We start from the raw sequence: 14,016 nt of genomic DNA, 5'->3' as shown, positions 1-14,016 counted from the left end.
TAAAGTGACTTTGTCGAAATTTAGGTCAACCGATTTGCCGTAGGACATGGCCGGCAAGGTAGAGAGAGCCGCAAATCAGAATGCGCGCGTGTGGGTCCGTCTGCGCGATTTGACGTAAGGCAGTTTCCACGTTTTCGGCCTCATGTGTCGCCAAGCCAACGTCACGCGCGGCTTTGGCGGTATCAGCCGAACTTAGAGTGTTTGCTTCTCCGGGGATGGAAACAGCTGTCAGATGGTCTGCAATTGCAGCAAGCGGGCGTAGATAGCCTCGCACATCTTTGGTGTTGAGCATGCCGCAGACAAGGTAGGTTGGCCGTTTTGACAAGCTGTGCAGATGTTGGCTAAGCGCCTCGCCTGCGGCTGGGTTGTGGCCGCCGTCAAGCCAAAGGTCCGCCTGTGGCGCCAAATCGTTTAGCAACGTGCCATGCAAGTGCTGCATGCGTGCGGGCCAAACGGCGCGCTGCACCGCGCTGTCAAACGCGGCTTCTGGCATAATCAGGTGTCGTAGCGCGGCCAGGGCTGCGCCTGCGTTCTGGATTTGATGCTGACCCGGCAGGTTGGGCAAGTTGAGGTCAAGCAGCCCGGTTTCGTCCTGATAGACCAATCGCCCCCGTTCTTCGCCGACATGCCAGTGTTGGCCGTAGGCCAGAAGCGGTGCGCCAAGGCGGGCAGCTTGTGCTTCGATCACGTCCATTGCATCTTCGTGCTGTGGGCCCACGACGCACGGCACGCCGCGTTTGATGATCCCAGCCTTTTCGCCTGCGATCTTGGCGATTGTGTCGCCCAGAAAACCTTCGTGGTCCATCGAGACTGGCGTGATGATTGTCAGCGCTGGCTTTTCGATCACGTTGGTCGCGTCGAGCCGTCCGCCCAGACCAACCTCAAGCAAGGTGTAGTCGGCGGGGGTGCGCGCAAAGGCCAAAAGGGCGGCGCAGGTGGTAATTTCGAAATAGGTGATGTTCGCACCATCATTGGCGCGGTAGCATTCATCCAGTATCTCGGTCAGGTGCGGTTCGGTGATCAGGTCACCGGCCAGGCGGATGCGTTCGTGAAAGCGGGCCAGATGCGGCGAGGTGTAGGCGTGAACCTTTTTGCCGGCCCCTTCCAGCCCGGCGCGGATCATGGCTTGGGTCGACCCCTTGCCATTGGTGCCCGCAATATGGATCACGGGCGGCAGTGCACGCTCGGGGTGATCAAGCGCAGTCAGCAGCGCCCAAACACGGTCCAGCGTCAGGTCGATTATCTTGGGGTGAAGCGCCATCATCCGGTCAAGGATGACGTCCGAACCGATGGGCCTTGTCACGGGGTTTCTTCGGATGTGGCAGTGGTTGTTGGTGCCATGTCGGTTGGTCCAGGCGGCGGCAGATCACCGGCCACAGGCGGAGGCATATGCATCAGCATGCGAATGATCTGCACCAGTTCTTCGCGCATTTTGCGGCGGTCGGTCACGCGGTCAAGCATACCGTGCTCAAGCAAGTACTCTGCGCGTTGGAAGCCTTCTGGCAGTTTTTCGCGGATTGTTTGTTCGATAACGCGGGGGCCAGCGAAACAGATCAAAGCGCCGGGTTCGGCGATTTGCACGTCACCCAACATCGCATAGGACGCTGTGACGCCCCCGGTGGTCGGGTGGGTCAGGACGACAATGTAGGGCAGGTTCGCCTCTTTCAGCATCTGCACTGCAACGGTCGTGCGCGGCATTTGCATCAGGCTTAGAATGCCTTCTTGCATGCGCGCACCGCCGGCGGCCGAAAAAAGAACCAGCGGGCGGCGCAGCTCAACGGCTTTTTCGGCGGCGGCGATGATCGCGTTGCCGACATACATGCCCATTGACCCGGCCATGAAGCTGAAGTCTTGCGCCGCAGCAACAATAGGCGTGCGACCAACTTCACCGGTGGCGACGAGCATCGCTTCTTTTTCGCCGGTGATTTTTTGCGCGGTGCGCATCCGGTCAGGGTATTTCTTTTGGTCGCGGAATTGCAGCGGATCGGTGAGGGGTTCGGGAACGGACACCTCGGTGAATACACCGCCGTCGAACAGCCCGATAAAGCGGTCGCGTGGCGTGATGTTCATGTGGTGGCCGCAATTCGAACAGACACTCAGATTGTCCGACATCTCGCGATGGAACAGCATGGTGCCGCATTCGTCGCATTTGACCCAGAGGTTTTCGGGGATTTCGCGGCGCGAAAAGATCGAGTTGATCCGGGGTCGGACGTAGTTGGTGATCCAGTTCATGCAGTGCGGCTCCCGTCACCCTGTCTTAGCTGCGGTTGGTCTAAGACCCATTCGGCGGAAATGCAATCAGCCCTGCGGTGTGAGGTTGGACCGCGCTGGTCCGCGTTTGACGCCCAGTTGGCGTTCACGCCGATGATAAGCACGCCCGCGCCTATGATGACGATGGACCCCACGATGGTGTGGGTCGTGGGGATTTCGTCAAAGATCGTGTAGCCGATGACCAATGCAAATAGGATTGAGGCATAGTCAAAAGGGGCCAAAAACGCCGCTTCGGCGTGGCGGTAGGATGAGGTTAACAGGATCTGGGCCACGCCACCGATGATGCCCGCGCCGATCAGCTGGCTTGCAGTCAGCATGTCTGGCACGACCCAACCGAACGGAGATGTCAGCAGAGACAGGCAAGACGCGGTCACCGCAAAGTAGAACACGACCGAAGACGTGGTTTCGTTCTGCACCAGCTTGCGGATGTGCACATGCGCCAGCGCGCGGAGGGTGGCTGAGGCGAGGACCAGTGCCACACCCCAGCGGGCGGCAGTGCCCATTGCTTCGTTGCCAAGCTGCGGCAGCATGACGATCACAACACCGATCAGACCGATCACAACTGCCGACATGCGCACAAGCCGGATTTTTTCGCCCAGCAAAAGGGCAGCGAAAATCACTGTCATGATGGGCGCTGCGTAGCCCAGCACAGTGACTTCTGGCAGCGGCAACAGTCCAAGGGCGGCGAACCCGCACGCCATTGCACTGACGCCAATCAGGCCACGCCAGAAGTGTCCCGAGGGGTTTTGTGTGCGCAAGCCGGTGCTGAGTTCGCGGCGCAGCGCGAGCCATGCAAGGATGACGGGGATCGCAAAGAAGGACCGAAAGAACACCGCTTCACCCGGCGGCACAACGTCAGAGCTGGCTTTAATAAGCGACGCCATGATGACGAAAAGCAAGACAGCGCTGAGTTTCAGCGCCATGCCGCGAAGCGGGGACATACATTCTCCGGGTCAGGGTTGTGGCTTTAGACTGCCCTCGTGGTGCCGGAAGGTCAATCCGGCACCGTTTGATGCGCTCAGGCCAGTAGGACCTCGTAGAGCAGTTTGAACGACACCACGGCCAAGGCGATTTCGATGAGTATGAAAAATACTCGATCAGGCAGAGCCCGCGACACGGCAGCGCCGCTCCAGGCACCGGCCAAAGCGAATGGGGCAAGCCAGATCGCTTGGGCGGCACTGTCCCAAGTGATTTGTCCTGCTAGGATAAAGGGCGGAACTTTGATCAGGTTCACGACCGTGAAAAAGATTGTCGACGTGCCAAGATAGACCATCTTATCAAGTCGTTGCGGCAGCACATACGCCTGAAACGGCGGGCCACCCGCGTGAGAGATATAGCTTGTGAGACCCGCTATGGTTCCCCAAAAAATCCCGCGCGGCACGTCGGCAGCTCGCGCTGGGACCGCCACCTTGGACAGGCGACGACGGAGGGCGGTGGCAAGATAAAAAATCCCGATGGTTGCGACCAACAGCTTGCCCGCGTTGCCGGGCACATATGACACGGCTGCAAACCCTATGAGGATGCCGACAATTGCCCCCGGCAGCAGGATCTTGAGGTTGCGCACGGAAAACGCTTTTCGAAAAAGGTAGACCGCATACATGTCAGCCACGATGTAAATCGGCAGTAGAAGGCCAGCGGCCAATGCCGGATCCATGAAGAGCGACATCAGTGGCACCGATAAGAGCGCGATCATGGGCACTCCGCCTTTCGAAAGGCCCATAAGGAAGGCCGCAAGTGCAGCTACGATCCAGTATTCCAAAAGATGCCCCGTCCGGTTCGGGATGAGTGGTCTCATGTCGAAAGGGGAATGCCAAGATGGTGCGTTGGCGCTGGATCAGGAACATGCAAAGTTTGCGCACAGATAGCGACGGTTTAAACTATGATGGAGGGTCCTTGCACGGCGCCGTCAAGTCAGGCTAGGCAAGCGTCGAGCCCGGTCTGAAAGTAGACGCATACATGTTGAATGCCGCGATCTTGTTGGTGGTTATTGCGACCGGGGCGCTTTTGTTATCGCCACGTTTGTCGAATGCGCTATTATGGCGTGCGACCATTACACCATTGGCATCCATTATCGGCAGCGGGTTTCTTGTGATTGGCCCGATCCTGGAGGTGAATTTCGGGTTCTTCGCGCCAATGGTCATGTTGCTGCTGGTTACCATCGCCTATGCGTTTGGGGGCGCGATCCGTTATAACATCCAACAGATCGGCGAAGGCTTTGAACGGCCCAAAATGTTGGAGCATATCGAAACTGTTGCGTCGCTGGTGCTTGCATTCGCCTATATCATTTCCGTTGCGTATTACCTGAACCTGTTCGGTGCGTTTGGTGTCAGCCTGACCACATTGGACGATCCGTATCATGCGCGATTGGTTGCCACAGCGGTCTTTCTTCTGATCCTGTTTGTCGGCTGGACGAAAGGGTTCGCGGCGCTTGAAAGGTTGGAGCAAATCTCGGTCGGGCTGAAGCTGACGATCATTGCGGGGCTGTTATTTGGTCTGGCGGTGCATTTTGGCGAAAGGGCGCAAAGTGGCGGGCTTTTGTTGAACCCTGCGCAGATTTCGGGCTGGTCTGCGATGACCTTGATCTTTGGTCTGATCGTGACCGTGCAGGGGTTTGAGACATCGCGCTATCTAGGCGATGCCTATAATGCGCGGACACGGATCAGATCCATGCAACTGGCGCAGGGGCTCTCTGCGTTGATCTATCTGATTTATATCGTGCTCTTGGCCTACGCCTTTGCGCCGGGCACGATGTCATTGGATGAGACCTCGATCATCGACATGATGCAGATCGTGGCCCCTATTTTGCCGGTATTGCTCGTGGCCGCCGCTCTGAGCGCGCAGTTCAGCGCAGCGGTTGCCGATACCAGTGGATCGGGTGGGCTGATCGCGGAAATCAGTAATAACCGGGTGCCACCAAGGCTGGCCTATACCTTGCTCGTTGGGGCGGGTTTGTTCCTGACATGGAGCTTGAATATCTTTGAAATCATAAGCTACGCATCGCGCGCCTTTGCTGCGTATTATGCGCTTCAGGCTGTCATCGCAGCGCTTTCTGCTTTTGGGCAGAAAGACCAGATGAAGGGTGGTGTATTTTCAGCGTTGGCTGTGCTTGGCCTTGGGATTGCGCTGTTTGGGCAGCCGGTGGAATGACCGTGTTACGCGGCTCGAAGTGCCCCCGGTTAGGCGGTTTCCCGGCAATGTCTTCGAAATGACCGTTTGAGCATGTCCAATTCTGCGCGCAGCAAAGACAATTCGGCGCGGATGTCTTCTCCGGCGGCATCGCCTGCTATGATCGAAAAATCACCCAGCGCCTGGCCAAGAGACGTTTCGGAAATCATAAATGTGTGCACGCCGTCCGCTAGGAAATTGGCCGGCACCGGCACCTTGAGCAACCAGGATGCGGGGTCTGGCAGGGGTTCAAGTGCGACGTCGGGGATGGTTTTGTCATGCACGCGGACGTCGACCTTTGGTGCCGGGCTGTCATCTGCATCCCCTGCGATCACACCTTCCCAGACGCCTTCGAAAAAGCGGGATTTGGACAAAGAATAGGCGGTCATTGTCGGCTCCTCACATTTCGGCCCGGGGGCGACGGCTAAAGAACAAGTCTCGCAAGATCACCTGACTCATTTCCGGGTTTTCGAAGATCAGGTCGACCCAGACTTTCTCGACCCGTTTTTCGTTCAGTTTGGTGTAGGCCAGATCAAACTCGACAGCCAATTCGCGGTCGCTCACTGGCAATTCGCGGACGATTTGTTCGGTGTTCGGGCCGTGTTGGATGTTCAGGCGCGCAAAAATTTCCAGCGGGCGTTCCAACTCAACAATCAGATCGCAGCGGACAAGATGCTTGCGTTTGAGATCAGCGGTGGCTTCGGCAGGCAGATCAACCACCAGAGATAGGTAAGACCCGTCAAAGCGGAATACATCAAGCCGCAGGCCATATGCAGCAAGGTCTTCAACGCTGTTGTTGCGTAACTGGCGCAAGGTGAGTTCGGATTGGGCGCAGTCATGAAATAGCGTCACTTCGCGCCCGAGCATTGATTTGTTTTCAACAGCCGAGATGCCCCGTACCGGCAATGGGCCGCACCAGATCTCGGGGCGCCATGACCAATCCGCATCGTAAGGGATTGGTACAGCCTGGTTGCCAAGGACGGGGAGCGCGAGGCGGTCGTCCGCGATGTGCAACAGCTCATCAAGATAATATTTCAAACGCCGTGCCGCTGACCTATTTCGGCGTAGATCGCGCAGGTCCATGTCACGCGCGGTCTCTGCCCAGCGGCGGAACCGTCTAAGCGCAGACTGCTGTAGAACGCGGTCAAACAGACCGGGTTTCATTTCCGACATGAGCTGCTCGCTCCTGATGATGTTCTTTTGTCCGTCACTTTCCGTACCGGTTGTTTATCTTATTACAGATCACGTCTTGCAAATAAACGGCCAAGTCGCTGTGACAGAGGATCGATCGGCGATTGCGACTGATCTGCACTGCCGGGCGCCTCAGATTTTGAATTAGCGCGAATACTTGAAGAAACCGTGTTCAGGAATGCCGCTCCTTGAGCGCCGAGCAACGGGCTGCCCTGCGGCGCATAGAGCGTGACACCCACCAAATGGGAGCCTAACACAAAGGCCCCGCGCCAGTGTTTGGGGTCGCTGCCGGAAAAAGCAACCTCACCACCAGAGGCCATCTGACCCACAAGGATTGCGCTTAGCTCGCGGTTTTGCAGCAGTGTCGTGCCCAGCGCATCAGCCAGTTCTGCCGGACTTGGTTCGCCATTATTGGCTGGGCTGACCGTGACGGTCACAAGGACAGGTTCGACAATCGCACTCTCGGTGCCGCCGGAAAGAATGTGACAGCTTGCAATGGCCGCGAACCCACCTCTGGTACTGCTACGCAATGTCGCCGGATCGATGCAATAGCCATCGGGGCCGGAGACGGTGACATTGCCACGAGCCAGCGTTGCAGTTGTAAGCAGCGGCACATCATCGGGACCGCCGCTTGGTAGTAAAGACATACTGCCAATCGTGCCGGAGGTGGTGCATCCGGTGAAAAATGCCGCGCCAAGAAGCGCGGCATATATGGTTTTGCGAGGCCCGATCAAAGATCAGAATACACGTGTTTTTCGCCATCAGCACCCGGATGCGTAACGGCACCCTTATAGGTGGGACCGACAAGCTTGGCGAATTTCCAGATCGCACCAGACGTGTAGATCGTCTCACGCGGACCCGCCCAGTTTGCCTTGCGCTGGGCCAGTTCGTCGTCGGACAAATCAACGCTCAGCGACCCCGAGACCGCGTCGATCGTGATCATGTCCCCGTCTTGTAGAAGCGCGATTGGACCACCTTGGGCTGCTTCCGGGCCGACGTGACCAACGCAGAAACCGCGTGTCGCGCCAGAGAAGCGGCCATCTGTGATCAGCGCGACTTTCTTGCCCATGCCCTGACCAGACAGTGCCGCCGTTGTGGACAGCATTTCGCGCATGCCGGGGCCACCGGCGGGGCCTTCGTTGCGGATAACGATGACTTCGCCTTCTTCGTATCCGCGCGCTTTCACGGCGGCGAATGCGTCTTCTTCGCATTCGAACACTCGCGCAGGACCTGTGAATACCTGATCTTCGGCAGATATGCCGGCGACTTTCACGATGGCACCTTCAGGTGCAAGGTTGCCCTTGAGGCCCACAACGCCGCCGGTTTTGGTGATCGGTGTGTCGATAGAATAGATCACCTTGCCGTCGGCTTCGCGGTCGATGCGGTCAAGCTCTTCGCCGATTGTACGGGTCGAGGCAGTGATGCAGTCTTCGTGAATGAGGCCTGCCTTGCGCAGTTCCTTCATCACGACGGGAATCCCGCCCGCGTCATACAAGTCTTTCGCCACATAAGCGCCGCCCGGTTTCAGATCGACGAAGTAAGGCGTGTCGCGGAAGATCTCGCAGACATCTTCGAGAAAAAAGTCGATTCCTGCTTCGTGTGCGATGGCGGGCAGGTGCAGACCGGCATTGGTCGAGCCACCAGTGCAAGCCACCACGCGCGCGGCGTTTTCCAAGGCTTTGCGGGTCACAACGTCACGCGCGCGGATGTGCTGCTCGACCAAGTCCATAACTGCACGGCCAGAAGCTTCGCCATAAGCGTCGCGCGATTCATAAGGTGCAGGCATGCCGGACGAATTGAACAGGGCAAGACCGATGGCTTCAGACACACAGGCCATGGTGTTAGCCGTGAACTGTCCACCGCACGCACCGGCCGACGGACAGGCTACGCGTTCCAGCATATCGAGCGCTGCATCGGACATCTGGTCGTTCTGATGACGGCCAACCGCTTCGAACATGTCCTGAACGGTCAGGTCACGGCTGCGGAAATCTTCGGGGATTTCGTCAACCTGCGGCGCGCGACCTGGAAGGATCGATCCGCCGTAGATAAAGACCGATGGCACGTTCAGCCGCACCATCGCCATCATCATGCCGGGCAAGGATTTGTCGCAACCGGCAAGACCCACAACCGCATCATAAGAATGGCCGCGCATTGTCAATTCAACCGTGTCAGCAATCGCTTCGCGCGAGGCCAACGAGGAACGCATGCCTTCGTGTCCCATCGCAATGCCGTCGGTCACGGTGATGGTGGTGAATTCGCGCGGTGTGCCCATCGCTTGCTTCACGCCCATTTTGACCGCCTGTGCCTGACGGTTCAGCGCGATATTACAGGGGGCTGCTTCGTTCCAACAGGTTGCGACGCCGACCAGTGGCTGATGGATTTCTTCCTCGGTCATGCCCATCGCGTAATAGTACGACCGATGCGGCGCGCGCTCTGGCCCTTCTGTAACGTGACGGCTGGGCAGTTTCGACTTGTCGAATGGACGCTTGAGCATGACGCTCCTCCCTGAATTCGTGTTTCCATTGGGAATAGCGAACAGGGCACGGCGGCACAAGAGATTGGGGTGGTTTCAAGCCATTTCGAAACGGCTTGGGTCAAGCGCGTTCAAACCACCTTTCGAAAGGCGGCCTTAACGGTCCAAAAACGCGGCCGTTGCATAGGCTGGGGACAGCAACAGACGCCGCATCGGACCAAGCGGGAAGCGGTCAGGCGGCGTGGCGAGGAATGCGGGGAATGGCCCCTTTTGTGGGCGTCCTAAAACCGTATCGGCCAATCTTGCGCCAAGATAACTTCCCATAGCCACGCCGTTGCCGTGGTATCCCATGGCCGCAAAGAGGCCTGGACTGTCAGGTACAGCCCCAGCAAACGGGGTTAACCTGCGCATCAGGCACAAAAGCCCAGACCATTCATGTGTGATTTCTATCTCTCGCCATGCCGGGAACAGCGCATGAAAATCCGCGCGGATTTTCCGTGAAAGCGCAGCCTCTGCATTCGGTGTCGCGCGAAGTCCACCGCGCATTCCAAATAGGAACCGTCCGTCGGGCATGAGCCTGAAATAGTGCAACAGTAAACGGGTGTCGTAGCACATCTGATTGCTTGTCCAGCCTTGCAGGTCTTGCTCGGATTTGGTGATGGGCCGCGTGACGATGATGGATGATTGCACCGGCAGATAGCGGGCACAGAGCCAGTCTGGTACGTCCTCAGAGGAATAGCCATTGGTGGTAAGGATCACCTTGTCCGTAGTGATCGTGCCTTTGGGCGTGGTCACCTGCCATTTTGCGTCGGTCTGTCTTATAGCAACAGCTGGCGTTTGACCGAATACTTGCACTTTGCTTTTTCGTGCAGTCTGGATCAGCCCCGAATGATATTTGGCAGGATTGATGGCAAAGCCGATGGGCACTGTCATGCCGCCATGGAACTCGCCGCCAAGGCCAAGCTGGCGCAGATCTTCGGGCTGGTGGAGCTGCGGAGCCATTCCGTAGGCAGCCTTGGTATCGGCGATACTGGCAGTGAGGCCACGCATCGCTTTTGGGGTGTGTGCCAGCAATGTTTCGCCATCTGAATGGCGGTCAGCGTCGATCTGGTTGTCCGACAGAAGGTTGCTTACATGATCCACTGCCGCATGTTCAGCAGCATGCCAAGCGCTGCGCTCTTGGTGGCCAAAGCGTTTGCTTATCATCAGACCGCTGAGTTTCGAGCCGCCAAGGCAGCAGAAACCGCCATTGCGCCCCGATGCGCCCCAGCCGGGCTGTTCGGCGTCAATCACCGTGACGGCCACATCTGACTGTGCAAGTTCGAGGGCTGCGTTCAGCCCAGTGAACCCGCCGCCGATGACAACAACCTCGGTGCTGTGGTCATGCTCTAGGTGCGGTTGTGCCGCCGGTGGAGCGGTGTCGCGCCACCAGCACGTTTCAGGCGTCGCGTACGCCTGTGCCTCGTAGATGCGCCTCATGCCGGGCGTTCGGCCATTCGCTCGTCACGGGCTTGTCTTACAGCGGCTTGTTTTGTGACCAGCGAGGCGGTGATCACTCCGATGGTGACGATTGCGATCATGATGGTCGATAGCGCGTTGATTTCTGGACTGACGCCAAGACGCACCGCTGAGAAGATCTTGATGGGCAAAGTTGTCGCTGATGGCCCGGTGGTGAAGCTGGCGATCACAAGATCGTCCAGCGACAGGGTAAAGGCCAAAAGCCAGCCAGAGATCACTGCAGGTGCGATGATCGGCAGTGTCACAAGGCGGAAGGCTTCGAACGGGGAACAGCCTAGATCAAGCGCGGCTTCTTCGAGCGATTGGTCAAAACTGATAAGGCGTGACGAGACGACGACCGACACATAGCACATCGAAAATGTGGTATGTGCCAAAACGATGGTTAGTACGCCGCGGTCCAGTCCGATGCCGATGAACAGCAAGAGCAGAGAAAGACCGGTGATCACTTCTGGCATTACCAGTGGCGCGTAGATCATCCCGGAAAACAGCGTGCGTCCACTAAAACGCCCGGCGCGAACCAAAACATAGGCCGCCATGGTGCCCAGCACTGTTGCGATGGTCGAACTCATCACAGCGACCTTGATGGTCACCCATGCCGCATCGAGGAATTCTTCGTTGCGGAGTAATTCGCCATACCATTGGGTCGAGAACCCGGCCCAGACCGTGACGAGCTTGGATGCGTTAAAGCTGTAGACCACCAGAATGATCATCGGAATATACAGAAACGCAAACCCCAAGGTCAGGGCGGTTGCGTTGAACCAAGAAAACCGCTTCATCCCTCGGCCTCCCGCTGTTTCTGCTCGTTGCGTTGGAACAGAATGATAGGGATCACAAGGATCAGCAGCAGGATCACCGCCACGGCAGACGCCACGGGCCAATCGCGGTTGGAGAAAAATTCCTCCCACAAGACCTTGCCGATCATCAGTGTGCCGGAACCGCCAAGCAGAGATGGGATTACGAACTCCCCGATGACCGGGATGAATACCAGAAAGCAGCCAGCGATGATGCCGTTCTTGGACAACGGAATGGTCACCAGCCAAAACGCACTGGTGCGGGAGCAACCAAGGTCTTCGGCCGCTTCCAGCAGGCTATCATCCATCCGTTCCAATGCTGAATAGATTGGCAGGATCATGAAGGGCAAATATGTGTAGACGATGCCAATATAGACGGCAGTGTTGGTGTTCAGGATGGTCAGCGGTTCACTGATAATTCCTGTCCAAAGTAGAAATTGGTTCAGCAGACCTTCGTTCGACAGGATGCCCATCCATGCATAGACGCGGATCAGAAAGCTGGTCCAGAAGGGCAGGATGACCAGCATCAAAAGGGTGGGGCGCCATTCCGGGGCCGACCGCGCCATTGCGTAGGCGATCGGATAGCCGACAAGCAGCGTCATGACTGTCGAGATCAGCGCAATCTGAAGCGAGCTGAGATAGGCTTTCCAATACAGATCGTCGGAGGTCAGGAACCAGAAGTTTTCGAGATCGAGGGCCGCAAAGAACGCCTTGAGACCTTCCAAACCTGCCGCAAGATCAAGCTGCGGCATGTACGGCGGGCGTGCCAGTGCGATATCGGATAACGCGATTTTGAGCACGATCACAAACGGGATCAGAAACAGCGCGACGAGCCACAAGTAGGGCACCGCGATGAGAAGGAAGCGGCGCATCTTCAGCGCTCCAAAAGGACACCGGCGGTGTCTGTCCAGCCGATCCAGACGGGATCTTCCCATGTGATCTGACGGCGGGACAGGCGACGGGTGTTGGCTGTCTGCGCTTTGATTACGTGACCGGTTGGCAGTTCCACGTGGTATGTCGAAATGTTGCCGAGATAGGCGATATCGAGAACCTTACCCGCGATTTTGTTCGGTGCATCCTGCGGTTCCTCGGTGCTGATCGCGACTTTTTCCGGCCGGATCGCAAAATGCGTTTCTTGACCTTCTACAAAGTTCTTTGTGGTCGTGCCGATGATGTCGGGCTGGTTTTCGGCCCACTGGACCGCAACTTTTTCGCCATTCGGTTTTGCACGGCCCGAGATGATGTTCACATCACCAATAAAGTCGGCCACGTAGACCGAGTTAGGGGCCTCATAGATTTGGGCGGGTGTCGCCACCTGAATAATGCGGCCTTCGTCCATTACGGCGACGCGGCTGGCCACGGTCATTGCTTCTTCCTGATCGTGGGTCACGATCACAAAAGTGGTGCCGGTCTTTTCCTGAATGTCCATCAGTTCGAACTGAGTGTCCTGACGCAATTTTTTGTCGAGCGCGCCAAGCGGTTCATCCAGCAAAAGAAGTTTTGGGGCCTTGGCCAACGAGCGGGCAAGTGCCACCCGCTGCCTTTGGCCGCCGGAAATTTGGTGGGGTTTGCGTTTGGCGAATTTGCTGAGACGGGTCAGGCGGAGCATCTCGTCAACACGCGCGGCGATCAGATCTTTGTCTTTGCCTTCGCGTTTTAGGCCAAAGGCGATGTTTTCCCAAACCGACAGATGCGGAAAAAGCGCATAGGATTGAAACATCATATTCACCGCGCGCTTGTTCGGTGGGATCTTGGCCATGTCCTGACCGGCGATGAGAATATGCCCTTCGGTCGGAGCCTCAAAACCCGCAAGCATGCGCATCATCGTGGTTTTGCCACAGCCTGACGGCCCGAGCAGTGCAAAGAATTCCTGTGCAAAGATATCCTGCGTCAGATCATCAATCGCGGTGAAATCACCGAACCGCTTGGTCACATTGCGAAATTGGATCAGCGGCTTTTCGTTGGGGTCTTCCCACGGCGCAAAAACGGTTTGAGACACTTCAGGCACCTCCGAGCCAGGACAAGACCCGGCGGGAGAGCCCCGCCGGATCACTAAGCGCTTCGGTTCAGGTGCCCGATTTGACCTTGGTCCACATCCGGGTCAGTGACCGTTGTTCACGCGGCGGGAAAGGTGTCACGGTGTAGAGCTTTTCAAGCGTTGCTTCGTCAGGATAGATCGCCGTGTCGCCGATCACATCTTCGACCAAGAACTCTTTTGAGGCCGCGTTGCCGTTGGCGTAGTACACATAGTTCGACGCCGCTGCCATGTTCTGTGCATCCATGATGAAATTCAGAAAGGCATGCGCGGCTTCGGGGTTGGGCGCGTCTACCGGAATTGCCATCTGGTCGAACCACATCAGCGCACCTTCGGCGGGTGCGTTATACGCCACTTCGACGCCATTGTCGGCCTCGGCTGCGCGATCCCGAGCCTGCAGGATGTCGCCGGACCAGCCGAACGCCACACAGATGTCGCCATTGGCCAGCGCGTTGATGTATTCCGAGCTGTGGAATTTCTGGACGTGAGGACGCACGGCCATAAGAACTTCTTCCGCCGCGGCCAATGCTTCGTCATCCTTGCGATCCGGATCGAGGCCCGCATAGGTCAGG

The 14,016-nt window shown here is 57.4% G+C and carries 13 protein-coding genes and 1 pseudogene; 1 reads left to right on the top strand and 13 read right to left on the bottom strand.

What is annotated here, in order from left to right:
- Nucleotides 1-25: 25 nt before the first annotated feature.
- From ACTG4M_RS15350 to ACTG4M_RS15335, 4 genes and pseudogenes are all read right to left on the bottom strand, one after another.
- Entirely contained in the window at nt 26-1,264 is a 1,239-nt protein-coding gene (locus ACTG4M_RS15350; protein WP_439124542.1) for a bifunctional folylpolyglutamate synthase/dihydrofolate synthase, read from the bottom strand.
- A 35-nt stretch (nt 1,265-1,299) separates the two neighbouring features.
- Nucleotides 1,300-2,232: an acetyl-CoA carboxylase, carboxyltransferase subunit beta gene (gene accD, locus ACTG4M_RS15345; protein ID WP_439124541.1), complete on the bottom strand. Its 933-nt coding sequence runs from the start codon at nt 2,230-2,232 to the stop codon at nt 1,300-1,302.
- Nucleotides 2,233-2,298: 66 nt separating this feature from the next.
- Nucleotides 2,299-3,212, bottom strand: a pseudogene (locus tag ACTG4M_RS15340) (DMT family transporter).
- A gap of 77 nt (nt 3,213-3,289) precedes the next feature.
- Nucleotides 3,290-4,066 (bottom strand): sulfite exporter TauE/SafE family protein, encoded by a 777-nt coding sequence (locus ACTG4M_RS15335; RefSeq protein ID WP_439124540.1) that lies wholly within the window; start codon nt 4,064-4,066, stop codon nt 3,290-3,292.
- Between the two features lie 161 nt (nt 4,067-4,227).
- On the opposite strand from ACTG4M_RS15335, the gene ACTG4M_RS15330 reads away from it, so the two are divergent.
- The gene (locus ACTG4M_RS15330) at nt 4,228-5,418 is read left to right on the top strand and encodes a hypothetical protein (RefSeq protein WP_439124539.1); all 1,191 of its coding nucleotides are present in this window, start codon (nt 4,228-4,230) and stop codon (nt 5,416-5,418) included.
- Between the two features lie 29 nt (nt 5,419-5,447).
- Here ACTG4M_RS15330 and ACTG4M_RS15325 read toward each other — a convergent pair whose 3' ends face one another.
- From ACTG4M_RS15325 to ACTG4M_RS15285, 9 genes are all read right to left on the bottom strand, one after another.
- Nucleotides 5,448-5,825, bottom strand: a complete 378-nt coding sequence (locus tag ACTG4M_RS15325; RefSeq protein WP_439124538.1) for a hypothetical protein — start codon at nt 5,823-5,825, stop codon at nt 5,448-5,450.
- A 10-nt stretch (nt 5,826-5,835) separates the two neighbouring features.
- Entirely contained in the window at nt 5,836-6,609 is a 774-nt protein-coding gene (locus ACTG4M_RS15320) for a DUF6478 family protein (protein ID WP_439124537.1), read from the bottom strand.
- A 62-nt stretch (nt 6,610-6,671) separates the two neighbouring features.
- Nucleotides 6,672-7,274, bottom strand: a complete 603-nt coding sequence (locus ACTG4M_RS15315) for a dihydroxy-acid dehydratase (protein WP_439124536.1) — start codon at nt 7,272-7,274, stop codon at nt 6,672-6,674.
- Nucleotides 7,275-7,357: 83 nt separating this feature from the next.
- Entirely contained in the window at nt 7,358-9,121 is a 1,764-nt protein-coding gene (ilvD, locus tag ACTG4M_RS15310; protein ID WP_439124535.1) for a dihydroxy-acid dehydratase, read from the bottom strand.
- Nucleotides 9,122-9,256: 135 nt separating this feature from the next.
- Complete coding sequence (locus ACTG4M_RS15305; RefSeq protein ID WP_439124534.1) at nt 9,257-10,579, bottom strand: NAD(P)/FAD-dependent oxidoreductase; 1,323 nt, start codon at nt 10,577-10,579, stop codon at nt 9,257-9,259.
- Nucleotides 10,576-11,394: an ABC transporter permease gene (locus ACTG4M_RS15300; RefSeq protein WP_439124533.1), complete on the bottom strand. Its 819-nt coding sequence runs from the start codon at nt 11,392-11,394 to the stop codon at nt 10,576-10,578. The genes ACTG4M_RS15305 and ACTG4M_RS15300 overlap by 4 nt, the downstream gene beginning before the upstream one ends.
- Complete coding sequence (locus tag ACTG4M_RS15295) at nt 11,391-12,281, bottom strand: ABC transporter permease subunit (protein WP_439124532.1); 891 nt, start codon at nt 12,279-12,281, stop codon at nt 11,391-11,393. Before ACTG4M_RS15295 ends, ACTG4M_RS15300 begins: the two co-directional genes overlap by 4 nt.
- A 2-nt stretch (nt 12,282-12,283) precedes the next feature.
- Complete coding sequence (locus tag ACTG4M_RS15290; protein ID WP_439124531.1) at nt 12,284-13,408, bottom strand: ABC transporter ATP-binding protein; 1,125 nt, start codon at nt 13,406-13,408, stop codon at nt 12,284-12,286.
- 67 nt (nt 13,409-13,475) lie between these two features.
- The coding region (locus ACTG4M_RS15285; RefSeq protein ID WP_439124530.1) for an extracellular solute-binding protein at nt 13,476-14,016 on the bottom strand (541 nt) is incomplete at its 5' end.

Source organism: Marivita sp., assembly GCF_965656765.1.
Classification (GTDB): Bacteria; Pseudomonadota; Alphaproteobacteria; order Rhodobacterales; family Rhodobacteraceae; genus Marivita.
Note: the sequence above shows the minus strand (reverse complement) of the source record. Positions and strands in the feature narration are given on the sequence as shown.